Source organism: Blastococcus sp. URHD0036 (genome assembly GCF_000701365.1).
GTDB lineage: Bacteria > Actinomycetota > Actinomycetes > Mycobacteriales > Geodermatophilaceae > Trujillonella.
This window is the reverse complement of sequence record NZ_JNIK01000001.1, coordinates 212870-239618: the sequence shown is the minus strand read 5'-3', so window position 1 is coordinate 239618 and position 26749 is coordinate 212870. Positions and strand designations below refer to the sequence as shown.

29 protein-coding genes and 1 tRNA gene are annotated in these 26749 nt (G+C 72.3%); 5 read left to right on the top strand and 25 right to left on the bottom strand.

Annotated elements, in window-relative coordinates; all coding sequences use genetic code 11:
* Positions 1-78: 78 nt before the first annotated feature.
* Both N555_RS28535 and N555_RS28530 read right to left on the bottom strand, forming a co-directional pair.
* On the bottom strand, positions 79-309 hold the full coding sequence (locus N555_RS28535) for a hypothetical protein (protein ID WP_231502562.1): 231 nt from the start codon (positions 307-309) through the stop codon (positions 79-81).
* A gap of 143 nt (positions 310-452) precedes the next feature.
* Positions 453-878, bottom strand: a complete 426-nt coding sequence (locus tag N555_RS28530; RefSeq protein ID WP_231502561.1) for a hypothetical protein — start codon at positions 876-878, stop codon at positions 453-455.
* Positions 879-1927: 1049 nt separating this feature from the next.
* On the opposite strand from N555_RS28530, the gene N555_RS29030 reads away from it, so the two are divergent.
* Positions 1928-3433, top strand: coding sequence for an exonuclease domain-containing protein (locus N555_RS29030; RefSeq protein WP_029429682.1), 1506 nt, complete (start codon positions 1928-1930; stop codon positions 3431-3433).
* A gap of 498 nt (positions 3434-3931) precedes the next feature.
* Positions 3932-4078, top strand: a complete 147-nt coding sequence (locus N555_RS27670; RefSeq protein WP_156036026.1) for a hypothetical protein — start codon at positions 3932-3934, stop codon at positions 4076-4078.
* A 6-nt stretch (positions 4079-4084) separates the two neighbouring features.
* Here the strand turns inward: N555_RS27670 and N555_RS0101205 are convergent, their stop codons facing one another.
* The 13 genes from N555_RS0101205 to N555_RS0101145 form a co-directional block, all read right to left on the bottom strand.
* The gene (locus N555_RS0101205; protein ID WP_156036023.1) at positions 4085-4552 is read right to left on the bottom strand and encodes a hypothetical protein; all 468 of its coding nucleotides are present in this window, start codon (positions 4550-4552) and stop codon (positions 4085-4087) included.
* 670 nt (positions 4553-5222) lie between these two features.
* Positions 5223-8435, bottom strand: coding sequence for a LysM peptidoglycan-binding domain-containing protein (locus N555_RS0101200; protein ID WP_029429680.1), 3213 nt, complete (start codon positions 8433-8435; stop codon positions 5223-5225).
* The gene (locus tag N555_RS0101195) at positions 8432-8869 is read right to left on the bottom strand and encodes a TadE/TadG family type IV pilus assembly protein (RefSeq protein WP_029429679.1); all 438 of its coding nucleotides are present in this window, start codon (positions 8867-8869) and stop codon (positions 8432-8434) included. Before N555_RS0101195 ends, N555_RS0101200 begins: the two co-directional genes overlap by 4 nt.
* Positions 8866-9285, bottom strand: a complete 420-nt coding sequence (locus N555_RS0101190; protein WP_029429678.1) for a TadE/TadG family type IV pilus assembly protein — start codon at positions 9283-9285, stop codon at positions 8866-8868. The genes N555_RS0101195 and N555_RS0101190 overlap by 4 nt, the downstream gene beginning before the upstream one ends.
* Positions 9282-9626 carry a TadE/TadG family type IV pilus assembly protein gene (locus tag N555_RS0101185; RefSeq protein WP_029429677.1) on the bottom strand — a complete coding sequence of 115 codons (345 nt, stop codon included), beginning with the start codon at positions 9624-9626 and terminating at the stop codon, positions 9282-9284. The genes N555_RS0101190 and N555_RS0101185 overlap by 4 nt, the downstream gene beginning before the upstream one ends.
* 123 nt (positions 9627-9749) lie before the next feature.
* The gene (locus tag N555_RS0101180) at positions 9750-9947 is read right to left on the bottom strand and encodes a hypothetical protein (protein ID WP_029429676.1); all 198 of its coding nucleotides are present in this window, start codon (positions 9945-9947) and stop codon (positions 9750-9752) included.
* Positions 9948-9997: 50 nt separating this feature from the next.
* A complete protein-coding gene (locus tag N555_RS0101175) occupies positions 9998-10912 on the bottom strand; it encodes a type II secretion system F family protein (protein ID WP_029429675.1) in 915 nt (304 codons plus the stop codon).
* Positions 10909-11823, bottom strand: coding sequence for a type II secretion system F family protein (locus tag N555_RS0101170; protein ID WP_034508138.1), 915 nt, complete (start codon positions 11821-11823; stop codon positions 10909-10911). The genes N555_RS0101175 and N555_RS0101170 overlap by 4 nt, the downstream gene beginning before the upstream one ends.
* The gene (locus N555_RS0101165) at positions 11820-13241 is read right to left on the bottom strand and encodes a CpaF family protein (protein ID WP_231502558.1); all 1422 of its coding nucleotides are present in this window, start codon (positions 13239-13241) and stop codon (positions 11820-11822) included. Before N555_RS0101165 ends, N555_RS0101170 begins: the two co-directional genes overlap by 4 nt.
* Positions 13231-14034: a hypothetical protein gene (locus tag N555_RS0101160; protein WP_029429672.1), complete on the bottom strand. Its 804-nt coding sequence runs from the start codon at positions 14032-14034 to the stop codon at positions 13231-13233. The genes N555_RS0101165 and N555_RS0101160 overlap by 11 nt, the downstream gene beginning before the upstream one ends.
* Positions 14035-14045: 11 nt before the next feature.
* Positions 14046-14600 carry an SAF domain-containing protein gene (locus N555_RS0101155; RefSeq protein ID WP_231502557.1) on the bottom strand — a complete coding sequence of 185 codons (555 nt, stop codon included), beginning with the start codon at positions 14598-14600 and terminating at the stop codon, positions 14046-14048.
* 125 nt (positions 14601-14725) lie between these two features.
* Positions 14726-15376, bottom strand: coding sequence for an ATP/GTP-binding protein (locus tag N555_RS26480; protein WP_231502556.1), 651 nt, complete (start codon positions 15374-15376; stop codon positions 14726-14728).
* Positions 15377-15609: 233 nt separating this feature from the next.
* Positions 15610-16209, bottom strand: coding sequence for a hypothetical protein (locus N555_RS0101145; protein WP_231502555.1), 600 nt, complete (start codon positions 16207-16209; stop codon positions 15610-15612).
* A 514-nt stretch (positions 16210-16723) separates the two neighbouring features.
* On the opposite strand from N555_RS0101145, the gene N555_RS0101140 reads away from it, so the two are divergent.
* Positions 16724-16945 carry an excisionase family DNA-binding protein gene (locus N555_RS0101140; RefSeq protein WP_231502554.1) on the top strand — a complete coding sequence of 74 codons (222 nt, stop codon included), beginning with the start codon at positions 16724-16726 and terminating at the stop codon, positions 16943-16945.
* Positions 16946-17150: 205 nt separating this feature from the next.
* Here N555_RS0101140 and N555_RS0101135 read toward each other — a convergent pair.
* Positions 17151-17223, bottom strand: a tRNA-Asn gene (locus N555_RS0101135).
* A 132-nt stretch (positions 17224-17355) separates the two neighbouring features.
* Here N555_RS0101135 and N555_RS0101130 point away from each other — a divergent pair.
* Positions 17356-17565: a hypothetical protein gene (locus tag N555_RS0101130; protein WP_029429667.1), complete on the top strand. Its 210-nt coding sequence runs from the start codon at positions 17356-17358 to the stop codon at positions 17563-17565.
* A gap of 1 nt (position 17566) precedes the next feature.
* Here the strand turns inward: N555_RS0101130 and N555_RS0101125 are convergent, their stop codons facing one another.
* The 7 genes from N555_RS0101125 to dusB form a co-directional block, all read right to left on the bottom strand.
* The gene (locus tag N555_RS0101125) at positions 17567-18148 is read right to left on the bottom strand and encodes a hypothetical protein (RefSeq protein WP_029429666.1); all 582 of its coding nucleotides are present in this window, start codon (positions 18146-18148) and stop codon (positions 17567-17569) included.
* Complete coding sequence (gene dnaG / locus N555_RS0101120) at positions 18148-20487, bottom strand: DNA primase (RefSeq protein ID WP_051683516.1); 2340 nt, start codon at positions 20485-20487, stop codon at positions 18148-18150. Before dnaG ends, N555_RS0101125 begins: the two co-directional genes overlap by 1 nt.
* Positions 20487-20966, bottom strand: a complete 480-nt coding sequence (locus tag N555_RS0101115; RefSeq protein ID WP_029429664.1) for a hypothetical protein — start codon at positions 20964-20966, stop codon at positions 20487-20489. Before N555_RS0101115 ends, dnaG begins: the two co-directional genes overlap by 1 nt.
* 5 nt (positions 20967-20971) lie before the next feature.
* Positions 20972-21604 (bottom strand): YdcF family protein, encoded by a 633-nt coding sequence (locus tag N555_RS0101110; RefSeq protein ID WP_081865881.1) that lies wholly within the window; start codon positions 21602-21604, stop codon positions 20972-20974.
* Positions 21605-21714: 110 nt separating this feature from the next.
* Positions 21715-22191 carry a nuclear transport factor 2 family protein gene (locus N555_RS0101105; protein ID WP_156036021.1) on the bottom strand — a complete coding sequence of 159 codons (477 nt, stop codon included), beginning with the start codon at positions 22189-22191 and terminating at the stop codon, positions 21715-21717.
* A 234-nt stretch (positions 22192-22425) separates the two neighbouring features.
* Positions 22426-22878: an Rv0361 family membrane protein gene (locus N555_RS0101100; RefSeq protein ID WP_029429661.1), complete on the bottom strand. Its 453-nt coding sequence runs from the start codon at positions 22876-22878 to the stop codon at positions 22426-22428.
* Positions 22875-24038: a tRNA dihydrouridine synthase DusB gene (gene dusB / locus N555_RS0101095; protein WP_029429660.1), complete on the bottom strand. Its 1164-nt coding sequence runs from the start codon at positions 24036-24038 to the stop codon at positions 22875-22877. The genes N555_RS0101100 and dusB overlap by 4 nt, the downstream gene beginning before the upstream one ends.
* A 99-nt stretch (positions 24039-24137) precedes the next feature.
* Here dusB and N555_RS0101090 point away from each other — a divergent pair, with 99 nt between their 5' ends.
* Entirely contained in the window at positions 24138-24974 is an 837-nt protein-coding gene (locus N555_RS0101090) for an acyl-CoA thioesterase (RefSeq protein WP_029429659.1), read from the top strand.
* Here N555_RS0101090 and N555_RS0101085 read toward each other — a convergent pair whose 3' ends face one another.
* Together N555_RS0101085 and N555_RS0101080 are read right to left on the bottom strand one after the other, a co-directional pair.
* A complete protein-coding gene (locus N555_RS0101085; protein ID WP_029429658.1) occupies positions 24975-25580 on the bottom strand; it encodes a response regulator transcription factor in 606 nt (201 codons plus the stop codon).
* A complete protein-coding gene (locus N555_RS0101080) occupies positions 25577-26740 on the bottom strand; it encodes a sensor histidine kinase (RefSeq protein WP_051683515.1) in 1164 nt (387 codons plus the stop codon). The genes N555_RS0101085 and N555_RS0101080 overlap by 4 nt, the downstream gene beginning before the upstream one ends.
* Positions 26741-26749 lie beyond the last annotated feature (9 nt).

Here is a 26749-nt window from a genome sequence, read left to right as displayed (position 1 = left end):
AGCTGCCGACGAGGATGAGCAGTCGAGCAGGACTCCACGCAGTTGCTGGTGTCTGCACGCGATGGACCCGTCGCCTCATCACGTGCACCCACTGCCGGTGATCGAATCCAAGATCACGAGAATGACCGTGTAGGTGATCGCCACCATCACAACGACCGCGACCCCCATGGCCCCGTACCGGGACGCGTGCGGATGGGAGAAGATCCGCCCCAGCAAAACCGCCCCGAGCGACATCACCGCGCTGATGACGATCAGCACCAGGACGCCCCACTTAACCCAGCCGGTGACCTGGTCCGCGAAGCCCTGCATGCCAGGCGGCGCCTGCGGACAGACGGCGGATGTGACCTCATCCGAGGCAGCAGCGGCAGCGGGCGTTGCACTGAGTAGGACGACGACCAACGCAGCAACCGCGAGGATCGGGACGACTCGCCACAGTCCCCGGCCACGCCACCTCAACGGACCGTCCCCGCCGGGGTTCGCCGAGACGACTTCGCCTGAGGGCGATGCCGGTGCTGTGCCGGCAACTGGGGCGCGACCAGCGCGGCGAGTGATCGACCAGCGGCTTCCACGGCTGCCGGCAGGGAGTCACCCGTGAGACCAGACGTGGCGAGCCTGCGGTCGATCGGCACCCGCACGACGTGACCGCGTCCTCGCAGCTCGCGAAGCCGTGGTCCGCAGCCCGCCTCCACGAGCCGCGGCCAACGGAATGGGCCCAGCGCCGCCACAAAGACCGGGCCGCTGATCGCCTCAAGAAGGTGCTCGGTCTGGCGCACCGCCGGCACCGTCAACCGCGTGGTCACCACGACGTGCTGGACCCGTTCGAGAACCTCGTCCGAACTGGCCAGCCAGTCGCTGATCAAGGGTGCGCCGGCTTCCACGACTGACCACCGGTGCGGGTCGTCGCCGTCGGGTAGGTAAGGAGCTCCACAACTGGCCACCGGCTCTACAAGTCGCCAGACATCGAGCTCGCCACGGCGGCCGCGGCGCCAAGGCCCGACGGTGCCCAGCTCATGACTCGAGGCGGAGAGCAGCCCGGACCGCAGCGGGTCGGCGTACTCGACGAGCTGCACCTTCCGGCCGCGCGCGAGTGCTTCGGCAAGTGCCACTGCGACCGTCGATGCGCCAGCTCCCGCATGCCCAGGCAGGACCAGCACAACGCCCCCGAGGTTGGTCGCGTCGGTCCAAGGAGGCACGGGGGGGCCGACGGCCGCATCGGTCGATGTCTCGTCATGCTGAGCGTCGGGAAGGACAGATGCACCACCGCGCAATGCAGCGACGGCCGCGCGCATCTCCTCAAGCGACAGAGGCCGTGCCACGGCAGTGGAACTCGGGCCCATCGCAGACTGCGACTGCCCTCCGCCCTCGCGTCCTCGGCCTCCGGCCATTGTCGAATTCGGGCGCGCTTGTGTGGTCCGCATGTGGCGGACGCTGACTCAGCGAGCTTCCGAACTTCTCCAGTGGACCGCCAGTGGCCATTGGCTAGCCCGCTGAACGAGCCTCGTTGCAGCCGCACGCACGGAGCCCGAGGCAGGCTATGCGCCATACCGAGGACCGCTTCCGGAATCTCGCCTGACGGGGCGGCCGACGGGACCCCTCGACATCCGATCGCTCCCGCAGACCGGCCACGTGCGACGCCCGAGGCCAATGGGGGCGTTGAGGCATCTCGTCGAGGAGACAGCACAGGTCCGGCACTCGCCGATGGCAGGCTCCGCTGGTCCAGGGTGACGACGGAGGGGGACGCGTGGGTTTCTTCGATAGGTTCCGCAGGGCTCCGCCTGCCCCGCAGGAGCAGATGGCGCCCTTGCCGGCGGGACCCGCCGCAGTGGTCGCGACGCGTCTGCTGCCGCCAGTGCCCCCACCGCGCAGGGCGCCAGGACACACAGCATCTGCATCGACGAGCGCAGCGCTCGGGTTCGCGGTCATCGACGTGGAGACCACCGGCCTGTCGCCGAACAGCCACCGGATCCTCGAATTGGCGATCGTGCGCACCGATCCGACCGGACGGGTGCTCGACGAGTGGACGACCCGGTTCAACCCCGACGGCCCGGTCGGCGCGACACACATCCACGGAATCCGCGACGCCGACGTCGCCGGGGCACCACGGTTCGCCCAGATTCTGCCCGAGATCAGCGCCCGGCTCGCCGGCGCGGCGATCGCCGGGCACAACGTCACCTTCGACCTTGGGTTCCTGCGCGCCGAGTACGCCCGCGCGGGCTGGGCGCTCCCGCACTTGCCCGCCGCCTGCACCCTTGACCACAGTCACGACCACCTACCGCACCTGAGTCGCCGCCGGCTGATCGACTGCTGTTCGGCCATCGGCCTGGCGCTGCACCAGACGCACTCGGCGCTGCACGACGCCCGCGCCACTGCCCAGCTGCTCGCCGCCTACCTGGACCCCTCCTGGGGTCGGCCACCGCGCGCCGAGCTGCTCGACCTGCCCCACTGGGGATGGGCCGTGTCCTGGCCCACCGAGCCGGGCGGCGTCCGCCCGCCGATGGCCGACCGGGCCGCTCACGTGCAGCACCGGGTCGACACCTGGGCGGCGAAGCCGCCGGCGCCGCCGCTGGTCACCCTGCTGCACGACGTCAACCTCGCCGACGCCCTTGATGACGGCGCGCCCGAAGGGTCGCTGCTCTACCTGGAACTGCTGGCCGCCGTCCTCGAGGACGGCGTCCTTACTGACGACGAACGCGCGGCCTTGGTCGACGTCGCCGCTCTCTACAAGCTCGACAGTGACGCCGTCGCCGCCGCCCACCGCGGCTTTCTGCTCGCCCTGGCCCACCTGGCGCTCGACGACGGCCGGGTCAGCCGCGCGGAGAAGGCCGAACTGACCGCGACCGCCGCCCTGCTGGACGTCCCGACCAAAGCGGTGACCGCCGTCCTCGACGCTGCGGAGGCCGCTCGCCACGAGCGGCTGTCGGCCGGGCTGCGGCCGCTGCCGGCGGACTGGCCGCTGGGCGAGCCGCTTAGAGTCGGCGACAAGGTGGCCTTCACCGGCTGCGACTGGGCCGTGCGGGAGAAGCTCGAAGAGCGCGCCGGGCGGCTCGGCGTGCGGGTGATGAGCAACGTCTCCTCCCGGACCGCGCTGCTGGTTACCGACGGCAGCTTCACCGGCGGCAAGGCCGGCGATGCTGATCTGCACGGCACCAGGTGCGTGCATCCCGACGAGTTCGCGATCCTGCTCAAGCACCTGCAGCCGGCCGCGAGGAAGGCCACCGCCGCGGTCCCACGGCCATGTAGCGCTCCGACGCAGGCGCCGGCGGCGGCGGCGGCGGACGATCGATCGCTGCCTGCCGCGCACGTGTCCGCCGCACCCGCCGCCGTCCGCGCCTGGGCCCGCGGGAACGGCTGGGACGTCGGCGAGCGGGGCCGGCTGCCGGCCGATGTCACCGACGCGTACCGACGGGCGCACGACCTGCTCGGCAGCAACTGACCGGCTGGGTTGTCGTTGGGCCTGCCCACGACTCATGGCGGCACCTCGGCGGGCGCGTGATCTCAAGCCGTTGGGCGTCGAGGCCGTGTCCGTCCTTCGCTTGCTCGCAGGTGCTCACCCGGATGTATGCGGCGACCGCATCACCTCCACGACCTTGAAGGCGATGCGGCAACTGGTCGCGTCGTTACCGAACGGGCGGACGGCCTGCCAGATCGGCGAAGGTTCCCGCCCCGCCTCACCAGTTCGGGGGACTACAGAGAGTCAGGCGCTGGCATACGCTCCGCCGCCATGACCGAAGCCCGAAGTTGTGCCGTCGGACCTTGCAACCGCCCTCGTTTCGCGGGGACGGCCTTCTGTGATCGGCATGGACCGAACGGGGACCCCCGAGTCGGCAATACGCTGGACACAGCCGACTCGGCCGCCCTCGCCTCGTTCCACCCCGCCGAGCGGATCGCTTGTCCTCACTGCCAGACACGCGGTCATGTGCGCACGGCCAGCGTGAAGCTGAAGCGAGGCATCAGCGGCGGCAAGGCGACCGGCGCGGTCGTCACCGGAGGCTTCTCGGTGCTCCTGACCGGTCTCTCGCGGAAGGTGAAGGCCACTCAGGCGACGTGCGGCAACTGCCGCGTGACCTGGGAGATCTGACCGCCCCTACATCGGGAACGGGTACGTCCGTAACTGCACCTCCCCATCCGGAGCCGCGCGCCAGCGCAGGGTCACATGCGGATCCCTGGCACCGAACAGCGCCACTTCAAGGGTCAGCGGCAGACCTGGCTGCATCGCCACTCCAACCGGGTGGGTGCCGACGGTCTGCGCGTTCGGCGGAAGGTCCACATGGAAGTCGTGGGCTGTGTGGGTTCCGACGTTGGTCAGCTTGAGCCCGTGCGTCTCTGCGACGTACGTCGGATTCGGCTCGAGCTCCCACCGGACCGCGGTTCGGGCAGCGTCGGCGATCGCGCGCTGCTCGGCACGTTCAGTGACCTCAGTAGCGCGGCGCGTGTAGTCGGCTGACTCGTGGGCGATGCGAGTCGCTCGGCGGCTGTAGCCGACCGCCACCGCGGCCGCGCCGAACGCGAGCACCTCGATCCCGTGGTCCCCGAACCAGCTCCACACTGACACGCAGCGAGCGTGCCAGCCGAGGCCGACAAGGGACATGCGCGCCCCGGTCCCGGCGCCTGCGGGGACGGCGGAACCGGGGCGCAAGACCGGGCTCCAAGGTGCCTAGTCTTCCCCGCCTGCGTGCCCCCGGAGGCCAGCACGTTGAGCCCGACCCCGACCCCGACCGCGACCGCGGTCTCCGGGAACCGCGCCGCGTGGGCGGTCAGCGTGACGAGGGCGAGCAGCTCGTCGAGGGAGTGCGCCTGCAGCACGAACTTGTGGATGTTGGACGGCCATGTGGCACCGTGCGATGTCCGGCCTGAACCCGGGCAACCCAGACTGGTCGGCGACGACTTTGCGCACTGGCCCCGGCACCGGATCAACCAGCTGGCCCGCGCCCGGCGGTCGTCACGCTTCGAACGCCGCCGACGACCTCAAGCGCGCTGGTCGCAGTTGGTACAGCCACCCCGTGAGACCGCCGCTCTTCCGAACCGCGGGAACTGTAGGCGAACGGGACGGCTCCGCGAGAGCTGGAGGGCGTCCACGTGGACTGCAGGGAGCGTTGCGCCGCCCTTACAGGGCGGTGATGCCTTGCGGGGGCGCTACTTGGCGCCCGCCGCGCGGGCGCCGGCAACGTGGCCGGCCCCGGGCTTGCGGCCACCGGAACTCCGGAAGAGGCCGGGACCGTCTTCTATGAAGCTCGGTCAAGGAATAGGCGGCGGGCGCGGCTGATCGCTTCGGCGGTGCTCAAGGGCAAGTCCATTTCGTCCTCACCGCTGTGGACCACCACGACGCGCGCGATGTGGGCCTCCGCCTCGGCTCTGTTGCCCTCGCTGAAGGCGACCTGCATGGCGTCGAGGAGCACCTTCTCATCGTCAGGTGCGACGCGTAGCGCCGTGGTGGCGCCGGCGCGCGCAGCCTCGAGGTTGCCCTCGCCCAGAGCTGCGGTGACGACCTGGTGAGCGACGTCGCATATTGCAGCGGTCAGGGTGAAGTCCAGCCCGTCTAGCCACTCGTAACCGGTTGGCCTTTGAGCGAAGGGCTGCCCGGACACGAGCTTCAGCGCGGAGATCAGGTCAGCCATGCCGTCTCGACCACGGACGCCTGCGCGGGCTCGGAGCTGTCGAAAGAGGTCAGCATCGACCAACACATTCGTGAGCGTGTACGGCCCGCGGTGGCCTGAGCTGAGGTGCTTTTCCCCCGTGTCGGGGTCGACGCCCAGCCAGGCGCGTGCTCCGGCGGTGATCCGGTGTACGTAGGCGCGAGCGCTGACGTCGTCGGTCTTGCCTCTGCGTGCGGGCTGCAGGGCGGTGGCGGCTTCATCGACGGTCGCGCCGTGGGGACGGGTGGCGAGGTAGGCCACCGCCTCCTCATAGCGGCGGCGAAGTCCTGACCTGGTGACGGCCTTCTCGTCGCCGAGAGCCCGGAGCGTGACGGGCCCCAGCAGGGTGAGCCGCGGTCGTTGGCAGTCAGGGTTCCACCAGTCACGAAGGTCGCGGTCGAGCTGGTCGAGGTCCGCTTCGATCGTCCGGCGCAGAGCGAGGGCCGACGACGGGGCGAGCAACGTTGGCCCGTCTGCAGCATCGGCAACGACGACATCCGTGGACTGCCCGGGCGAAAGCTCGCTCGCCTGCGTCGCTGCTGACCGGTCTTCGCGCTGGGACAGCTGCCCCTCCGTCTGGTCGGGCGTTGCGGTCGCGCTCAGCGCGGCGTCGGCGCACAACGCGCCACCCGAGTCGGTGTGCACCTGCCACGGCCGATCGCCTTCGGCAGCCGGCACGGCTTGATCGGACGTGTCGCGTTCGAAGGCGAGCAGGGCGGCGATATCGACGGCTTCTTGGACGTTCAGCTGTGGGGCTGGTAGTCGCAGCCCGAGGGCTGGGATGAGCACTATCCCGTCCTCAGTGAGCGTCACTCCCAAGTCGTCGTCCGACGATGCTTCGGGATCCGCAGTCACCAGCGCGACGGATCCGCGGCGGCAACGATCTGCGGCGAGGGCCCGACCTGATCGGTTCTGCTCGCCGAGCGCGGCATCCAGGTATGGGGCGAGCACGACGTGTGGCATCCATCCGTCGCCTTCGGCCGCGCGCAGCCGACCCTGGAGTACATCGGCGTCGTCGGTGCCGCCGTCGGTGAGCTCGGCGCGCAACGCGACGAACGCCGATGCATCCGCGACGCTGAGGCGGTCGGGTGCCAGATCGGCCAGCTCCTCGCCGAAGCCGACGGTGGTGACGGTCAGCAGGTCCGACCAGCTGTTGACCGCGAGCTCCGCCGCGATATGCCGGGCGAGGTTCTCCCGTCGTGACGCCGGGCCGGCGATGGTGAGGTCGCCGAAGTGCTCCAGGTCCAGCAGCCATCGCCATTGGTTGTCGGCGCCGATCGTGACCAGGGTCGGGTACGGCGCCAGGCGGGCGCCCGCCTCGTCGGGGTCGACGCCGGTGGGCTCGTCGAGTTTCAGGGACCACCACAGTCCGGTGTCGTCGACCGTCCACGGGGCGGGCGGCGGCTTCACGCCGGCCTCGGGCAGCCGGAGCTGCAGGTGTACCCCGCCGAGCCGGGCAGCGACGATGTCGGGCAGTCGCGTGTCGGGGTCGGCGGAGATCAGGACGGCCAGCTCACGCAGCGCTCGGTCGAGTGCCTGGTAGTCGGCCTGGCCGACGGCCCCGGCCGCGGCGACGACTGCTTCGGCTGCAGCCAGGTCGGCGGGGAGCGGAGTCAGCCGTCGGCCCGGTCGGCGGCTGCGCAGGCGCTGTCGTCGGTGCGCAAGCCACGCGGCAGCAACGCCAGCCGCCAGCAGCGCCCCGCTACCGCTGAGGACGGTCGCCAGCGTCGATGAAGACTGCTGGGCGCCAGTGTCCGAGGTGTCGGGCTCCACTGTCGGTGCCGGACCCTGGTCCTCCGGTACGGGATCCGCCGAGGGAATCGGTGCGGGCGGCTGGGGTCCGTCCAGCTGCGGTGTCGACTCGCCGTCCTCAGAGGGCGGAGCGGGCGGCGACGGTGCCGGTTCGACCGCCGGCGGTTCGGCGGGCGAAGGCTCCGTCGGTGGCAGGTCGAGCACCTGGCCGGGGCGGAGCAGGTCGGGGTCGGTGAAGTTTCCGCCGCCAGGTTGGGGCTCCCCCGCGTTGAGGTCGAAGATCGGCCGCCAGGCGTCCAGGCCGTGTTCCTGGGCGATGCCGGTGAGGGTGTCGCCCGGCTCGACGACGACGCGCCCTGCGGCCGGCCTTGCGGCGCCTGGGGCATCGGTGGGGAGGACGAGGATCCAACCGGGGCGGATGAGCGCGGGGTCGGTGAGCGCGCCGCCGTCCGGTTGGGGGCGGCCGCGGTTGAGGTCGAGAATTTCCTCGAAGCGGGACCAGTCCCCCAGTTGCCGGGCGGCGATGCGGCCCAGGGTGTCGCGCGGCTGAACGGTGTACGTCAGCCCTGCGGCTGGGGACGCCGTCGGCCGGGTCTCGGGGGTGGGGACTGGGGTCGGTGTCGGCAGCGGTTCCTGTGTGGGCAGGGGCATGGCAACGGTGGGTGCGGCGAGCGCCGGTGCTGCCAGCACGGAGCCGCTCGTGAGGCCGATGACGGCGGCGATTAGCAGCCCGGCCACCTGCTGCGGCGTGGCCAGGCCGGGAAGCCGCAGCGACGGAAGACCGCGCAGCTGGGCAGTCAGTTCGACGGCCACGGACAGGGTGAAGGCCGCCCAGGCCACCCACCCGACGAGGACCAGCAGCCCCAGCAGGACGGCGCCGGTGTCCGGTGAGCTGAGGCTGGCGGACACCTGTGCCCAGGAAGGCAGCTCGTCCGGCAGGTAGGCGCGGCCGAGCCGCCAAAGGCCGACCGGGGCGCCGAGCACTCCGGCGAGGAGGACGAGGAGCGCAGACAGGCGGCGCAGAGGCTCAATGCGCATGTGGGTTGTCACGGGCCTGCCTCCTCGTCGTCGGTGATCAGATCGGCTGTGCCGGCGCCCTCGACGGTGAGCGTGGTGATGCCGATCAGCCCGAGGAACGTCGTGGGTTCGGTGAGGGTGGTGGTCACGCGCAGGGTGTCGCCGTCGACGACGGTGACGGTGCCTGCGACCCCGCTGCGGTCGAGGTAGTCCTGGGCCGCGGCGACCGCGGCGGTCGGGTCGACACGTATCTCTCCGGTGAGTGCGGCGGCGATGTCGAGGGCCTGTCCGCCGGCGCGTGCGGCCTCGTCGGCGAGGGCGTTGGCCCGTTGAGTGGCGGCGACCTTGGCGCCCCCGTCGACCGCCAGTCCGATCACCAGGAGCAGGGCGGGGACGAGCACGGCGAAGAAGGCGCTGATCGATCCCTGCTCCGAACGCGTCGACAGGTGGCGCTTGGGAGCGGTCATCGTTCGCGGAACGCGTCGATGGGACTGGTGAAGGAAGCCTCGACCGTGACCGATCCGGGCAGGCCCGGGGCCAGCAGGTCGGCCATGCCGACGACGCAGCTGACGGTGACGGTCACGTCGGCCGGCTGGCCCGGTGGCACTTGAAAGCCGGTGGTGTCGATCTCAACGGTGGTGCTCTGGCAGTGCAGGTTCCGGTCGCTCAGTGCCTGCTCCGCACGTGCCGCGGCTCCGGCGGCGTCACCACTGCGGGCCAGGGAGGCCTCGCGGGCGGCCGCGCGGGCGGCCTCGGCCACGGTTCCCTCGGCGATCTGCGTGCGTCCGGCGACGATCGCGAACGACACCAGTAGGAGCACCGCTGGCGCCAGGAGCACCAGTTCGATCGAAGCTGATCCCCGCTCCCCCGACGGCGATGTCACGGGGTGGGCCGTTCCACGGGACCACTGGCAGTCTGGGTGATCGACCAGCCGGACAGGCCGGGGAAGAGACTGATCGACGTGCCGGTCACGGTCACCTCGATGCTGCCTGGCGTCGCGGCCACGGTGACCTCCGAGCCGGTCAGCAACCCTTCCCCCGTCTGGTCAAGGAAGTCTTCGGCGGCCGTCTCGGCGCGGTCAGTGGAGGTGGGTTGCACGCGGCCTTCGCGGGCGCCTTCTTGCGCCGCGCCGAGCGCGACCGAGCGGGAGTAGAACCACAGCGCCGCCTGGATCAGAGTCATGATCAGCAGCAGCACAACGGGGAAGAGCACCGCCAACTCCACCGATGCCGCGCCACGCTCTCCGGCCAGGCGCCGCCGGGTCGCGCGCAGCCACCCGCCACAGGATCCACCACCGAGGCGCATACCCGCGGTGTCCCGACGGTTGGTTGGCCGGTTCATGGACGGCTACTGGATCGACGCGGAGCGGGAGGTGACCGCGTTGGCGATGACGGCGACCAGCGCGACCGCGATGCCGATCAGGGCGACGGTGATGATCACCTGCTCGACCGACAGGGAACCCCGCTCCGGGTCGTCACGGACGTCGCGCAGGCGGTCGCGCAGCCCTCCACCGAGGGCGGCGAGGGCGGTGATCAGTGCAGTCATTGGTCTTCCTTCGTGACGTGGGACAGGTCAGGAGTCCGGGCGGCCGGCGGTCAGGTGGCGGTGAGCCGCGCCAGGGCGGGATAGAGGAACAGCAAGAGGAAGGCGATCGAGAGCAGGGCCACGGGGGCGGTGAGCTTCTCGCTGGCGGTGTTGGCAGCTGCTTCTTCCTCGGCCAGCAGTTGCGTGCGCAACGCCTGGGCGCGGGCTCGGAGAGTCGGGGCGATCGACGCGCCTTCGTGAGCGGCGACGGCGGCGATGTCGGCGACGTCGGTCAGTTCTCCGACCCCGGTGTCAGCGGCAAGGCGGCGCAGTCCTTCCCAGGGTGGTTCGCCGGCGAGTCGTGCGGCGACGAGCGCATCTCGTATCCGGCGGAACACCCACCCCTCTCCGAGGGCCGCGGCGCGCTCGAGTGCGACGGTGGGTCCCTCGCTGGCGTCGCGGCGGAGGCTGACCAGGTCCAGGTAGGAGCACAGCGCCCGGCGCATCTGGGCCCGGGCCTCTTCCGCGTGGTCGCGCACGATGAGGTCGACGACGAAGAACAGGACGACGGCGAGCGCCACAGACCCAACCACCGGGATGGTCACCGGCACGGCCACGCCCGTGATGGTCAGCGTGGAGGTGAGCATCGGCAGGAACGCAGCGCCGAAGGCGGCCAGGCCCAGCTTGCGGGCCACGTAGCCCTCCGGCGTCCAGCCGATCAGCGCGAGGGTCTGCCCCGGGACCCGGCCTCCCACGGCCGGTAGACGGGCGCCCATTCGGCTTCCGGCTCGGCCGAGTGCCCGAGCCCACCGGTCCTTCGCCGCGGGCGCCGGAACTCGGTGGGGGCCAGACGGCCGGGTCGCCAGCCGGGCCAGGGCGTCGGCCAGTTGCGGCTGCTCGACAACCAGGATCGAGCGGACCAGGAGGAAGACGCCAAGTCCGACGACCGCGCCGGCGCCAATAAGCAGGGCCTGCGTGCTGCTCACCGGAGGCTCACCGCGACCGGTTGTGGCTGAGCGTCGTGACTGCGATCGCGGTCTCGGTCGGCCAGGAAGCGGGGGGACGGCGCCGGGAGGGTGAGGCGACGCATCCACAGCAGGCAGGCGGCCATCGCGGCGCCGATGGCGGCTAGGACGAGCTGCCCCAGCGCGGTGCCGTAGGGGCTCAGGTAGTCGCCGTTGAGCGCGGCCAGTCCGCTGGCGGCAACGGTGATCATCAGCAGCCAGCGGGCGTTGGCGCGTGGCTTGGCGCGGTCGGCCTCGACCTTGCGGCGCATGGTGACTTCGTCGGTGAGGCTGTGCGCGAGCTCGGTCAGCACGCGCGCGAGGCCGGGCCCGCGGAGCTCCGCCCCCGACAGCAGCGCGGCCACCACCAGGTCGCCGGCGGCGTCGTCGAGGTCGTCGGCGAAGGCCAGCAGCGCTCGTTGCGTAGGCCATCGCGCCTGCAGTCTCGCCGCGAGCGTGGACACCTCCGCCTGGATCGGGCCGGGGGCGGTCCGGGCCGACCGGATGAGGGTCTGCTCCAGTCCTCCGCCGGCGGCCAGCACGTCGGAGGTGCGCCGGACCCAGTCCTGCAGCGCCTCCAGGCGTTCGACGCCGGCGTTGCCTGTGGAGAACTGCGCGAACAGCCAGGGCACCCCGATCACCGCCAGCCCGACCAGCGCTCCGCCGACCGGCCATTCGGAGGCGAGCCAGACGGCGACGGCCGCGGCGCCGCCGATCACCCATGTCACTCGCCAGCGCCGAGAGATCTGGCGCTCTGGCTGCCGCCGGAGCCGCAGGGTGCGGCGTCGTGGCCGATCCGGTGGTTCATTGGAGGTGATGGCGTGGACGGCCAGCACGAGGCCGCCGACCACCAGCGCGCCGCAGACGCCGGCGAGCAGGGCGTGGGCGCTCATCGTCGCCCTCCCGCGGCACCGGCCCAACTGACCGGGCCGGAGCGCAGCCAGGCGGGGTCGAAGCCGACGCGGACGTAGTCGGCGAGGTCCACCGGGTCGTGTTCGGGCACCGCTCGTCCGTCGGGACCGGGAGCGAAGACCTCGGTGAGTGCGGGGCGTCCGCCCTCGCCGATGCCGTTGCATTCGACGACCTGGCTGACGAACCGCTGCCGCTGGCCGCCGGTCCACCGTTCGTCCACAGTGGTGATGTGCACGACGAGGTCGATCGCCGCAGCACAGGACCGGTAGGCGTGCTCGGGGGTGACGGCGGCGCGGCCGCGCATGCACAGGTTGGCCAGTCGCTCGAAGGCGTGCCGCGCCGAGCGGGCGTGCAGCGTGCAGCACGAGCCGCCTTCGCCGGCCTCCATCACCTCGATCAGCGGCCACGCCTCTTCGCCACGGACTTCGCCCAGCCAGACCCGGCTGACGTTCATGACCAGCGCCTGCTCGACCAGCTCGGTCAGCGTCACCTCGCCCAGCCGGCGACCGTCCGGGCCCCGCTCGCCGGTTCCGTCGCGGGCCTCGAACGGCACCACGCGCGGATGCCGGTCGGGCAGCTCGTGCAGGAGCAACTCGAAGTGCTTTTCGATGGTGGCGAGGTTCTCGGTGACCGGGAGCTCGTTGGCCAGAGCCCGCAGCAGCAGCGTCTTTCCGGCTCCCTGCGCGCCGGTGACGATGATGTTCTTGCGGGCCCGCACCCCGGCCCGGAGGAACTCGGCGAGCGCCCGGTCGAGGGCGCCCAGCTCCACCAGGTCGTCGAGGTCGACGTTGCGGATCCGGTGCCGGCGGATCACCAGCTGCGGACGCGGCACGGTCTCGATGACAGCGGCCAGCCGGGAGCCGTCCGGCAGTCGCATCGTCAGCAGCGGACTCGCTGTGGTCAGGGTCCGCTCCGCGCGGCCCAGCCTGGCCGCGATGTGTTGCAGCTGGCGGACGAGGTCCTCGTCGGAGTCCGCGATCGGGCCGACGCGGGCGTCCCGGCCGTCGGCGTAGCCGATCCAGACGTTGTCGTGTCCGTGTACCTCGATGTTCTCCACCAGCGGGTCATCGACGTAGGGCTGCAGGCGCCCGAGGCCGAACTGGGCGGCGAACACCGCCTCGGCGATCGCCGCCTCCTCTGCCGCTGACGGCACCACCTCCCCCGCGCGCATCCGCTCCCGGACCAGGTCATCGACGCTGTCCTGCACGAGCGTGCGGGCAAGCTCCTGCTGAGCGAAGGAGCTCATCTCCGGGCGGCGCTTGAGCTCCTCGGCCAGCGCAGTCGCCGTCACCTCGTGCAGCCGGCGCACCAGCGACCAGTCCACCGCGACCTCCATGGTGTCGCGAGGCTCGGGCCGCGGCTCGCTGCCGGCCGGCACGGGGTAGCGGTCAGCCGACACGGCTGTCCCCGACCGTGATCGTGGACGGCGATGTGGCGTCCGGCGGTGGCGCCAGCCGAGACCGGTGTGCTTCGACGACCCGGATGACCTCGGTGGCAAGCGTGCGGGCGGTCCGCATCAGGGCCGACTGGGAGTACAGCCGTCCGGCCGGGATGCCGTCGCTGAGCACGGCGGCTGCCTTGACATCCCGAGGCAACGAGCCGATGACGGGGACGCCGAGCGCCTCGCCGATCTCCGGCTCGGAGTAGGGCTCCCCCGGCCTCACCACGACCGCGGCAAGCAGGCCCGCACCGCCGGTCCGGGCCCGCAGCTCGGCGATCGCGTGCGTGGCTGCCCGGACAGCCCGCAGCGACGAGCCGGTGACCAGCACGACGGCGGCAGCCCGCTCGAGCACCGCCGTCGGGAAGTGCTCCGTGCGCAGTCGTCCACAGTCGGCGAGCACGTCCGTCGTGCCGCCATCGAGCCCCGCAAGCGAGGAGGCGAGCCGGTCCCAGTTCACGTGTCCCGCGCCCGCGGGGTCGGCGAGACCGGGGAGCAGCCGTGCCTGCCCGTCGCCGTCCAGCCGCAGTAGCCGTGCGTCCAGGTGACGGATCAGGTCGCCGCGGCGGGCGGCGAACTCGATCTCCGCCAAGCCGTCCGCAGGCGTCTCCCCGCGGCCGTATCCGGCCAGCACATCCCCACCGGCCGGATCGAGCTCGGCCAGGACCACCGGCCGCGGCCACGACAACGCGAGGGCCAGCCCGGTGGTGGTCACCCCGGGTGCGCCCTTCGCCGAGCACAACGCGATCAACACGACAGCTGCCCCTATGCGCCGGCGGTCACGACGACGGCGATCTGGCCAGCCGCGGCGCGGGCTGCGACGTCCGGCCCGTCAGCGGCGTCGACCAGGACGTCGACTACTCGCAAGCCGTCGGCTCCTGGTGGACCGGTCTGCACGACGGTCGCCTCGACCATGTCCGAGGCGGCCGACCCGGTGCTCGTGGCGGTCCCCGTCACGGGCACCAGCAGGACCGCGTCGCCGGGACGCAGCGGGGTCGCCGGCAGCTGGACGGAGGAGACCCCGACCCCGACCAACTGCTGACCAGGACCAGGCAGCCGCTGCTCGGCCAGCGCGTCGCGGGTGAGTAGCGATCCCGGCCGCAGGGTGCTTGTCGCCACCAGACCGATCACTTGGTCGCGCTCGCCGTAGGGGATGGGCCGCAGCGCGGGATCGGTCGAGATCTGCGCCTCGACCAGGTCCGCCGCGGTGATCGTCTGCCCCCACGGCACCTCCCGTGCCATGGCGATGACCGCGGAGGTCTGGCCGATCGACGTCGCCAGCGACGCCGCGCCCAACGCACCCAGAACCACCAAGACCACGGCCAGCGCGAGAAGAGCTGGGCGTCGACGATGACGCGGCGGCGTCAGGGCAGGCGCCGCTGCCAGCCCATTCAGGGCAGAAGGCGTGGGAGCCGGGCCGGTGGGGGCCGTGGGCGTTCGGGTCATCAATCGCTCCCGTCCTGGTTGAGGACGTGGAGTTCTCCCACGAAGAGCTGCGTCGTCGACGTCAGCTCGAGGGTCTCGGTGCCCGATAGTCCGCCGCCGGTCCAGGTGATGGTCCACGTGCTGGTCGCCGTCACCGGCCACAATCCGCCGGGAACGTGTCGGTCCGACGCATGCGCGTAGACGTGCCCGCAGTCCGGCGAGGCCCCCTGCGTCCCCGGCGTGTAGGGCGTTCCGGCGCCGCAGAGGACTGTCGTGCCGTCCCCCATGTCCCACGCGATCCGGCTCACCTGCGCCACCGCAGCCACGGTGACGGCACCGGCGGTCACCGACTGCCGGGCCGGCCCGAGAAGGTCCGACCGGCGCTCGGTCCACATCCACACCGGAACGCCAACCAGCCCGCCGGACGAGCCGGGCGGCGGAGCCATTCGGATCTCCGGTGCACGCAGGACCAGGGAGGCGATGGCCTGCTCGGCCAAGACCCGCGGATCCACGGGCGGAGCCGGTGGCGCCAAACCGTTGGGCAGGAACGTCAGTAGCGTCTTCAGATCCTCGTTATCTGAGCAGATCTGCACGTAGATGTCGCCGTCGGCCGGAGACCGCCCGTCCCAGACTGCGCTGGTCGGCGCGGGTTGAGGCTGTGCCAGCGTCAATGTGCAGGGGGACTGCTGGACCGAGCCTCCGTCCGAGCCGTTCTCTGTTCCGGAGCCTGCCCCCGCCGGAGGTGTGCTCGCGTCCGATCCTTGACTCGGTGAGGTCGCCTCGACCAGACAAATTCCTGTCTGTGCGTCGTGTCGGGCGCAGCCGACGGGCGTCGCCAGCGCGCTGGACGGGATCCCGCAAACGACCAGAACCGCTGTGGCCAACAACGCGACCTGCCACGGCCTCAGCACGGCTGGTCCGTCAGCGGGGTCAGCTGCGTCACCAGCCATGGCGAGCCGGGTTCTGCGTCGTAGCGGACGACCGTGATGTCCCAGACGTACCGCGGCGGGGTGCCGGGAGAGATCACCTCGCCGGTGTCCTGCCTGACCACGCGGGTGCTCTGGCTGTCATAGCAGCCGGTGATCCGCACCGTGGCACCGTCGGGGGCCACCAAGTCAACGGACGTCACCTCGAGATCAACCAACGTCTCGCCTTCCTGGCGCAGACCCAGGGTGGCGTAGTCCCGAACTGCTGTGACGGCGAGCAGCGCAGCGGGATCACCCGCGAAGCGCCGGACCTCCGGTTCCCAGTCCCTGGTAGCCGGATCGCCCTTCGCTGCATCAGTGACGCCCAACATTCCGATGACAGCAGAGGTGGCCGCCGCCGCCGCCAGCTCGTCGGGGGTCGACTCCTCCGGCCGCGCTGATGAGCTCGCCGTTGGAGAGGCGGTAGTCGATCCCTGCGCCGAATGGGCGGTGTCGTCTTCGCCACCGCAGCCCGCCACGACGAGCAACGCGATGACGGCCGCCAGCGAGTGATGCGCCTTCATCGGCGAGTTCTCCATCTGTGAATGTCGCTGATCGCGGGACAACCTCCGGCGAGCCGCGCGCTCCCCGAGCTCCTGCCAGACAGGAGAAGTCGTCCCACTTCGAAGCCCATTCACCCCTCCAGCTGATCGTGTGTGGAGCGGGAAGCTACCAACGGTCACCTTCAGTTCAAGGGCGTATCCACAAGTACTTCTCCGGTAGTCCTCCAGTTGGGCGAATCGTCACTCACTCGAACCGATGGCCCGCGGCTGGCGCGGAAGGACCGAGCACTCGGACAGAAGGACTGGAGAAGGACTGGAGAATCTGCTGGCTTCCGAAGTCCAGTCAGCGATGCCTGGCGATTCGCCGGAGGGTCTGACGAGACGCTCACGGCATGAGCTACGCGACCACTCCCGTGCGACCCCGCCGCTGCCAGCCGGCGTCGAGCACCAGCCGTCACGGCGCGCTGCTCCCCGTCTCGGGCCGAGATGAGCGCAACCCCGTCGCGGTCGGCCCAGCCCGCTACCGACCGGACGAGGAGGTGCCTGCCACGTGACGAAGTCCGGCGACAGACTGGGCGCTGTCGAATCCAGCCCACACGATGAGCTGCTGACGATCGAGCAAGCTGGGAAGTACTTGGCAACGGGGGAACGCTTCGTCCGGCGACTGATCGCTGAACGGCGGATTGCCTACGTCAAGTTAGGCAAGTACGTCCGCCTCCAGAGGTCCGCGCTTGACGCATTCATCAACGCGGGTCGTGTGCCCAGCGCCTGAGCGATCCGAGGAGACGGGTCCCAGCACGACCGCTCGGGACTGCCGCTCGCGGATCTTTAGAAGCTGGCGACTCGATGAGGATCCATGCGGCCGACCGGGCCGACCGTCAGACCGGCGCCGCTGGTCCGCGTGAAGCAAAGGTGTGGGTAAAGCGTGGCCTGTGGCCAGGCGGAGGCGAGGCTCACGGAGCTGACCTGCGGTTTTGCTCCCCCGACTGGACTCGAACCAGTAACCCTGCGATTAACAGTCGCATGCTCTGCCAATTGAGCTACGGGGGATCGGCGGGGCGACCCGCGCGGCACGACGAGATTACCTCACTGCCCCGGCGGCCCCACGGAGGCACCCCCGTCGCGCCACCGCTCCCCCGGTCGTACGGTGATCACCAACCGCCCAGCCCTCGGAGGTCCCCCGTGGCGAAGATGTCCCTCCTCGTCGGCTTCGGCGCCGGCTACGTGCTCGGCGCCCGCGCGGGCCGCGAGCGCTACGAGCAGATCCGCCGCGCCTGGTCGCAGGCCAAGGAGGACCCGCGTCTGCAGGAGGCCGCCGGCATGGCCCAGGCCCAGGCGGACCTGGTGGTCAACTCGGTCAAGTCCCGCATGGGCAGCGAAGCCCCCCACTGAGCTACTCCGGCAGCTCGGCCGCGACGGCCTCGGCCAGCTTCTGCCGGGCCACCTCGCGCGACGTGGGGTCGTCCCGGTCGCCGTCGTCGTCGAACACGACGGTCCACTCCCGCGCCGCCTGACCGGGCACGCGGCGCGCCACGAGGACCACCGCTCCCCCGCTCGGCAAAGGCGACCGTCTGCTGGCGACCACCGTCTGGTCCACCCGCCGCCGGACCACCGGCGGCAGGTCCCCCGCGTCGGCGAGCGCGTACCGCTCGGCCGGCTGACGGGCCTGGACGCCGGGCTCGACCTCGGCCAGCCGGACGACGGCGAAGCTGCCCCCACCGTCGTTGGTCGCCGTCCACCGCGCCGAGCCGATCTCGTGCCAGGGCAGCACCCCGACGTCCCCGGCCGCGTCCAGCGGGAGCTCCGCAGGCACCGAACGCAGGCCGCGGGACGTCGCGACCAGCCACCCCCCGCCGCGGACCAGCTCCCCCCACGCGAGCACCCGCTCGTCGGGATCGGGCGAGGCGAGCACGACGGCCCGGACGATCTCCGGCGGCCGGGCGAACCGCCGCCGCAGCCACTCCTGGACCGCCATCAGTCCAGGCTCCCGATCGCGCGCTTGCGCAGCGAGATGGCCTGCTGCTCCAGGCCGAGCAGCTGACCGAAGACCTTCATGTAGTCGTCGCCCGACTCGACCGGGTTCATCCGCTGCAGCTTGCCCTTGAGCGCGCCGACCTGCCGGACGACGTGCATCTCCTCCAGCCGGGCCAGCACGGCCAGCACGTAGCCGGCGTCGGCCTCCCCGACGGAGCGCAGCGGTTCCACGGCGAGCGCGGTCAGCTGGGCGCGGGCGGTGTCGCGGGGACAGTGCGCGGCCACCTCGTCGAGCCAGGCGGGGCCGGACACGGTGGCGGCGGCCGCTCCCCCGGCATCGGCGACCGCTGCCGCCACCGCCGCGTGGTCGGGGTCGGTGTAGGCATCCGGGGGGATGGCGTCGAAGGACGGGCCGGCCAGCTCCGGCACCTGCAGCGCCGCCTTGAGCGCCTCGCGCTCCACCTCGAGGGCGAGGTCGTCGGGTGTGCGCCGCGGGGTGCGCGACCGGCCGCGCTGCGGCTCGTCGCCGCCGCCCATGATCCGGCGGACCCGGGCCATCACCTCGGACTCGTCGGTGTCGCCGATCATCGCGGCCAGCCGCCGGGCGTAGGCCGGGCGCAGCGCGTGGTCCTTCACCTGGGCCAGCAGCGGTGCGGTCCGGTCGAGCGCGGCGATCCGGCCCTCGACGGTCTCCAGGTCGTGCTCTGCGAGCAGAGTGCGCAGCACGAACTCGATCAGGGGGGTGCGGCGGGCGACCAGGTCGCGGACGGCGGCGTCACCGTGGGCCTGCCGCAGCTCGCACGGATCACGCCCGTCGGGCTCGACGGCGACGAAGGTCTGCGCGACGAACCGCTGGTCCTCCTTGAACGTCTTCATGGCCGCGGCCTGCCCGGCGGCGTCCCCGTCGAAGGTGTAGACGACCTCGCCGCGGAACTCGTCCTGGTCCATCAACAGCCGCCGCAGCACGCTGATGTGCTCGGCACCGAACGCGGTGCCGCAGGAGGCCACCGCCGTCGTCACGCCGGCGAGGTGGCAGGCCATGACGTCGGTGTAGCCCTCGACGACGACCGCCTGGTGCCGGCGCGCGATGTCCCGCTTCGCCCGCTCCAGCCCGTAGAGGACGGTGCTCTTCTTGTAGAGCGGGGTCTCGGGGGTGTTGAGGTACTTGGGGCCCGGGTCGTCGTCCATCAGCTTGCGGGCGCCGAAGCCGATGACGTCGCCGGTGATGTCGCGGATCGGCCAGACCAGCCGCCGGTGGAACCGGTCGATCAGCGTGCCGCGGCTGGACTCCTTGGCGAGGCCGGCCGTGACCAGTTCCTCCTGGCTGAAGCCCTTGGCCCGCAGGTGCCGGGTGAGGGCGTCCCAGCCGCCGGGGGCGAACCCGCAGCCGAAGTCCAGCGCCACCTGCCGGTCGAAGCCGCGGTCGGCGAGGAACTGCCGGGCGGGCGCGGCGTCGGGGGTGCGCAGCTGTTCGGCGTAGAAGTCCGCGGCGGCGGCGTTGGCCGCGACGAGCCGGGCCCGCTGGCCGACGTCGCGCCGGTCGGGCGCGCCCGTGGGACGGCCGCCGTCGTCCTCGTAGTGCAGCTGGATGCCCGTCTGCCCGGCCAGCCGCTCGACCGCCTCGCTGAAGGTCAGGTGGTCGACCTTCTGGATGAAGGAGATGACGTCGCCGCCTTCCCCGCACCCGAAGCAGTTCCCGGTGACGATGTTGTCCTCGAGCGTGAAGGCGTGTGTGCCGGGGACCTCGGCGCAGAACACCTCCTCGACGCGGTCGCTCCACTCGACCGACTGCACGACCCACTCGCGCTCGGACGGCTCTGCCTGCGCGGGGAGACCGCCGACAGTGGCGAGCTGCGCCACCGGACGCAGCGACCACGCGAGCCGGTCACCCGTGCGCAGGGCCTTCGTGAGCACTTCTCGTGACGACGCAGCTGAGGCGACGAACCAGCGGTGCTCGTCGGTTGCAAAGATTTCCTTGACCCGGCCGTTGCGCGTGAGTGTCAGCTTCATCAGGCGCTGGACGCCGTAGGAGCGGAACGGCGCCTCGACCCAGCCGCCGTTTCCGTCCAGCACACGAGTGGTCCGGCCGCTCAGCTCCCGGATCGGCACCACGCCGTCCTCGGTGAGCACGCCGGTCTCGCCCGCCAGGCAGTGGTAGAGGCCCCTCGAGGGGGTGACGTGGAACGACGGCGACTTCTCGTCGTGGAACGGGCACAGGCCCTTGAGGCTGCCGCCGCCGGCGCGCTTGAGCTGCAGGTGCTCGCCGATCACCTCGTCGATGCGGCTGCGCTCCCGGACCGCCGCGATGTCGGCGGCGCGGATCTTCCCGCGGCCGGCCATCAGACCGCCGCCGCGACGGCTGCCGTGCGACGGCTCACCACGAGCTCCAGCCACAGCAGGAAGACCTGGTGCTCCAGCGGCACACCCGCGTCGCAGGTCACCGTGGGCCGCGGCGACCAGCCACCGGTCGAGCCGCTCTCGCCCAGCACCCGCTCCCCGGTCGCGTACCGGTGGGTGCCCTTCCACGCGGACAGGCTCATCACCCGGACCGGCGTGCCCTCGAGGTCGGCCTCCCAGTCGCTGCGCCACACCGAGGGCTGGCGCGCCGACAGCCGAGCCGTGCCCTCGGGGTCGGCCGCCCAACGCGCGGTCAGCTCCCGCTTCTGCTTCGCGAGGACCCACTCGCGGTCAGCGATGACGGCCGTGGCCGCCTCCTTCCAGTTCGAGGCCCGCAACTGCGCCACGACCACGCCGTCGCGCAGCACGGGCAGCACGCCCCGCTCGACGCCGGCCGACCCCGCCTTGCCCAGTTCCAGCACGGCGCTCAGCCGATCCCCGGGGCGCCGGCGACGCTCTCGCCGGTCACGCGGTACAGGAGGTAGGCGGCCGTCTCGCGCATGATGTAGCGGAACTGCGTGGCCCGCGTCTGCACCGCGGGCCCCTGGCGGGTCGGCGAGCTCTCCGCCTCGATGCCCGCGTCCTCGGCCATCCGCTCGGCGCGCATCGCGTGCCACGGGTCGGTCACGAGGACGGCGCTCTCCCAGCCCTGCTCGTCGAACACGCGGCCCACCGCCCGCATGCTCTCCAGGGTGTCGCCACCCTCCTCGACGGCGAGCAGCGCCTCACCGGGCACGTCGCCGTTCTCGGCGAGGTACTGCGCGCCGGCCTCGGCCTCGGAGAACTGGTCGCCGTCGGCCTTGCCCCCGACGGTCACGATCACCGGTGCCACGCCCTCCTCGTAGAGCCTCAGTGCGTGCTCCAGCCGGGCCTCGAAGATCGACGACGGGACGCCGTTGTACTGGGCGGAGCCGAGGACCACGATCGCATCCGAGGTCGGCCGGGAGTCCTGCCGGGCCGTCCACCAGATGGCCAGGGCGGTCGAGGCGACCAGCAGCAGCACGGCCAGGAAGGCTGCGCCGACCAGCCGCACGACCAGGCTCCCGATCCGCACCCGCACGGGTCATGGGTACCACGCTCCACCGACCCCGTGGCGGACCCCGGAGCGGTGTGGACGGCGACCGCCGTCACCCTCCGGCGGGGTCCCCGCCGAGGGGGACCCCTCGCAGGTCATCCGGAGAAGCCGCAGACCCGCCAGCCCTTGTCCTCCACCACCGTCGCCGTCCCGGACTGCACGTTCCCGAGGCCGTCGTTCACCGTGTAGGGCACCGAGACCACGTCCCCTCCCGCACCGGGGACGTCGGTCGCGTCACCGACCTCGATGGAGGGCTGCTGCGCCCCGGCGAGCGGCCCGGATGGCGACATGAGGTCGTTCTCGCTGATCTGGGCCTGCAGCTCGTCGCAGAGCAGGTCGTGGGCCCGGCCGGAGTCGCCGTCGGCCAGGGACGAGAACAGCCCCTCGACCGCACCCTCGGGGCTGTTGGCCCCGCGGCCGCCGACGATGAGGAAGCCGACCACCGCGAAGACGACGGTGGCGAGGACGACGATCGTGCCGACGATCAGGCTGGTCCGGTTCGGCGGGGACGGCGCAGGTGACCGGTAGTTCGGGAACCCGACGGCGAACGGGCCGCTCTGCGGCTGGGGCACCACCGGGGGCGCCTGGTTCAGGAAGCCCACCTGGGTCGGCGCGGCGGGCGGCTGGGGCCTCCCGACGGGCGAGGGGGACTGCGGGGGGTGGGGCGGCTGGGACAACGGTCTCCCTCTCGAGCGGGCCCGGGGCCTCGATCATGCGGCGGGCGGCGTCATGGTGACAGCAGCCGCCCGGACTGAGAAGGCATCCGGGCACCACTCGGCAGAAGGACCCGCGGAGGACGACGTCCCTCAGTCGATCCCGCAGATGCGGGGACCGTCCTCCGCGCGGATGGTGATGGTCGAGGTGCTGTCGTCGTCCCAGCGCACGGTCACGGTGCGGAGCCGGTCGCCGTCCACCTCGACCTCGCCGGAGCCGGTGATCTCCGGGTCCCTGCCGAGCACGTAGTCCTCGGCCGGGTCGCGCTCGCCGAGCCGGTCGCGCTCGGACGTGCAGAGCATCTGCGTGGCGGTGTCCAGGTCGCCGTCGCCCAGGGAGGCGTAGAAGACGGTGACGGCGGCATCGGCCCGCTCCCCCGGCGTCCCCTTGACCACGGGCATGAGCAGCACCATCGCCACACCGACCACGATCGTGGCGAGCATGATCCCGAGCAGCAGCCCGTTGCGGTTACGTGGCGGAGCGGTGTGCAGGGGCTCGGGCTCGTCGTCGTAGAGGAACGGGCCCTCCGGCGGGGTGGTGCTCATCCGCCACCCACCAGCAGCTCGGCGCCCGCGGGCGGTCGCGGGTCGTCACGGTCGGCCAGCCACCCCTCGGGCAGCGCGACCGGCCGCGGCTGGCTGGTCCGCCCGCGCGGCCCCCCCAGGACGGCGGTCGGGTACGGCTGGTCCTCGATGCGGGCCAGCAGGCCGGCGAGCTCGTCCAGCGAGCTGACCATCGCCAGGTCGCGGCGGATGTCGGAGCCCACCGAGAAGCCCTTCAGGTACCAGGCCACGTGCTTGCGGAAGTCGGTGCAGCCGTGCACCTCGCCCTGCTCGGCCGACAGCAGCTCGGCGTGGCGGAACATGATCGCGGCGACCTCCCGGAAGGTCGGCAGCGCCCGGCGCGGCGACCCGGCGAAGGCGGCGGCGAGGTCGCCGAACAGCCACGGACGGCCCAGGCAGCCGCGGCCGATGACCACGCCCGCGCAGCCGGTCTCGGCGACCAGCCGCAGCGCGTCGTCGGCCTCCCAGACGTCGCCGTTGCCCAGCACCGGGATGTCGACGGCCTCGACCAGCCGGGCGATCGGCGCCCAGTCGGCGGTGCCGCTGTAGAGCTGGTCGGCGGTGCGGCCGTGCAGCGTGATGGCCGCGGCGCCCTCGTCCTGGGCGATCCGGCCGGCGTCGAGGTAGGTGACGTGCTCGGCGTCGATGCCGATGCGCGTCTTGATGGTCACCGGGACGTCGCGGGCTGCTGCCACCGCCGACCGCACGATGTCGGCCAGCAGGCGGCGGCGCCACGGCAGCGCCGAGCCGCCGCCCTTGCGGGTCACCTTGGGCACCGGGCAGCCGAAGTTCAGGTCGATGTGCGCCGGGCGGGTGCCGGCGACCTCCTCGTCGACCAGCATCTCGACCGCGCGGCCGACCGTCGCCGGGTCGACGCCGTAGAGCTGGACCGAGAAGCCCTCGGCCGCCTCCTGCCTCGTGGCCTGCACCATCTGCAGCGTCTTGGCGTTGCGCTCGACCAGCGCCCGCGTGGTGATCATCTCGCAGACGTAGAGGCCGGCGCCGAACTCCCGGCACAGGGTGCGGAAGGCCGGGTTGGTGATGCCGGCCATCGGCGCGAGGACCACCGCCGGGTCGACGGTGAGCGGCCCCAGCCGGAGCGGCGGCAGCGCCGTCGTCGTCGGCTCGAGGGTGGCGGTCACGGTCCCCAGAGTAGGCGGCGACGCAGGTCACCCCTCCCGGCCACACGCGGCTGGCAGCATGCGCGGCCAGTTCCACCGCCGGCCGACGAGGAGATCCGCGTGAGCGACCTGCCCGACCTGCTCCAGCTGACCGAGGCGGGCGACCGCCGGTACACCGTGTTCCAGCCGGCCGAGTCCGCCGAGGGCCGCGACGTCGTCTTCAGCGGCCAGCTGCTCGGCCAGATGATGATGGCCTCGGACCGGAACGCCGAGGGCAAGGACATCCGCTCGGTGCACGCCGTCTTCGCCCGCGCCGGCTCCTATCTCTCCCCGATCGAGGTGGACGTCGAGTCGCTGCAGGCCGGGCGCACCTGGGCCAGCGACACCGTCACCGCCCGGCAGAACGGCAAGCTCCTGTCACGGGCGACGGTGCTCATGAACGTCGTCGACGCCGACCTCATGCGGCACGGCCCGGCCATGCCCGACGCCCCCGGTTTCGCCGACCTCTCCCCGAGCTCCGGGGCGCAGGCCTTCCCGGGCGCGGAGCTGCGCGCCGTCCCGGGCGAGCAGACGAACGGCGACGTGCCGGTCGAGATGGCGTGGCACCGGTTCCAGCGGCCGGTGGAGTCCCCGGCGGCCAACCAGGCCGTGCTGGTGTGGGCAACCTGCGGCTACCTCATCGGGCTGGCGATGCGGCCGCACGCCGACACCGTCGACTTCGGCCAGGCGCACGTGTCGCTGTCGACCGGCGTCATCGGGCACACCGTGCACTTCCTGGAGCGCTTCGACGTCAGCCGGCCGCTGCTCATCACGCACGAGGCGACGAAGGCCGCCACCGGCCGGGTCTACGGGCAGGGCTCGGTGTTCACCGAGGACGGCGTGCTGGTCGCGGCGTTCCACCAGGACGCGATGGCCAAGGACGCCGGCCGGACCCTGGACCCGCGGACGGCGATGTAGCTACAGCCAGCCGCGGTCGTCGGCCACCCTTCCCGCCTCGGCGCGGTTGCGGGCGCCGGTCTTGCCGATGGCGGCGGACAGGTGGTTGCGCACCGTCCCCTCCGACAGGTGCAGGACGGCGGCGAGGTCGGCGACCGTGCCGCCGCCGCGGGCCGCCCGGAGCACGTCGGCCTCGCGGGCGGTCAGCGGGCTGGCGCCGGAGACCAGCGACTCCTCGGCCAGCGCCGGGTCGAGCACCCGCAGTCCGGCGTGCACCCGCCGGACCGCCTCGGCGAGCTGGCGGGCGGGGGTGTCCTTGACGACGAACCCGCTCGCGCCGGCCTCGACCGCCCGGCGCAGGTACCCGGGCCGGCCGAAGGTCGTCACGATCAGCACGCGGCACGAGGGCAGCGCCGCGCGCACGGCCGCGGTGGCGGCGATGCCGTCCATCCCGGGCATCTCGACGTCGAGCAGGGCGACGTCGACCCCGTGGTCGACGGCCGCGGAGACCACCTCGTCCCCCCGGCCGACCTCGGCGACCACCTCCAGGTCGGGCTCGAGGTCGAGCAGCGCGGCCAGGGCGCCGCGGACCAGCGCCTGGTCGTCGGCGAGCAGCAGCCGGATCACGCGCGGACCACCCGCAGCAGGAAGCCACCCTCCGGCGCGCGACCGGTCTCGACCCGCGCGCCCACCGCCGCGGCGCGCTCGCGCAGGCCGGCCAGGCCGCTGCCGCCGGACCCGCCCCCGGGGCCGCGCCCGTCGTCGCGGACCTCGAGGCGGTCGGCGGCGAGGCTGACCACGCAGCGCCCGGCACCGGAGTGACGGACGACGTTGGTGACCCCCTCCCGCAGCGCGAAGGCGAACAGCTCCCGGTACCGGGACGGCACGTCGTCCACCGCGCTCGGCAGCTCCCCGGCGATGCCCGCGGCGTCCAGCGCGGACCGGGCCGCGGCCAGCTCCCCGGGCAGCGACAGGTTCCGCATGCCCGAGACGGTGGCGCGCACGTCGGCCAGCGCCTCCCGGGCCAGCCGCTCGGCGTCGGCGAGCTCGGCACGGGCGCGGCTGTCACCGGCGCCGGTGGCCTCGAGCAGCCGCCCGGCCAGCTCCGTCTTCACCGTGATCACCGTCAGCGAGTGGCCGAGGATGTCGTGCACGTCGCGGGCGACGCGCTCGCGCTCCTCGGTGACGGCGAGCTGGACCAGCTGCTGCCGGGCCTGCGCCAACTCGATGTTGCGGCGCAGCACCTGCCCGACGCCGTACGCCGCGAACACCGCCAGCAGCAGCTGCGGCACGAAGCCGTCGAGCGACTCCCACCCCGGCACGACCCGCGGCAGCAGCGCCGCCGCGGCGGCCAGCGCCGCGGCCACGGCGACGACCTGCCGGCCGGGCAGCGTCATCGCGGCGGTCACCCCGACGTAGACCGCGCCCGCGACGACGTCCTCCCCCGCACCCGGCGCCGCCACGACCAGCAGCAGCACCATCACGGCGAGCATCGCCCAGACCGGTCCGGGGTGCAGCTCCCCGCTGCGGATGCGGTGCGCCCGCATCCAGGCGAAGTAGGCGGCGAACCCGACGGCGAAGACGACCAGCGCGACGACGGCCACGACCCCGGCGAACGTGTCGCGGTGCCGCCAGGCGGTGCGGACGGGAACGGCCAGGTAGACCAGCCAGACGGCGGCCCACAGCCAGCCGATCCGCGAGGTGCCGAGCGGTCGCGCGTCGTCCCCACCGACCCAGCGAGGGGGCAGCGGGGACGACGGCGCCGCCCGAGGAGCTGCAGCGGTCACGGCGAGCAG

What these genes read in the sequence shown, in the direction of transcription:
- N555_RS28535 (WP_231502562.1), bottom strand. Translation starts at nt 309, where the DNA reads ATGCAGGGCTTCGCGGACCAGGTCACCGGCTGGGTTAAGTGGGGCGTC.
- N555_RS0101195 (WP_029429679.1), bottom strand. Translation starts at nt 8,869, where the DNA reads ATGACCGCTCCCAAGCGCCACCTGTCGACGCGTTCGGAGCAGGGATCG.
- N555_RS0101180 (WP_029429676.1), bottom strand. Translation starts at nt 9,947, where the DNA reads ATGACTGCACTGATCACCGCCCTCGCCGCCCTCGGTGGAGGGCTGCGC.
- N555_RS0101170 (WP_034508138.1), bottom strand. Translation starts at nt 11,823, where the DNA reads ATGAGCGCCCACGCCCTGCTCGCCGGCGTCTGCGGCGCGCTGGTGGTC.
- N555_RS0101145 (WP_231502555.1), bottom strand. Translation starts at nt 16,209, where the DNA reads ATGGAGAACTCGCCGATGAAGGCGCATCACTCGCTGGCGGCCGTCATC.
- N555_RS0101125 (WP_029429666.1), bottom strand. Translation starts at nt 18,148, where the DNA reads ATGGCGGTCCAGGAGTGGCTGCGGCGGCGGTTCGCCCGGCCGCCGGAG.
- dnaG (WP_051683516.1), bottom strand. Translation starts at nt 20,487, where the DNA reads ATGGCCGGCCGCGGGAAGATCCGCGCCGCCGACATCGCGGCGGTCCGG.
- N555_RS0101100 (WP_029429661.1), bottom strand. Translation starts at nt 22,878, where the DNA reads ATGAGCACCACCCCGCCGGAGGGCCCGTTCCTCTACGACGACGAGCCC.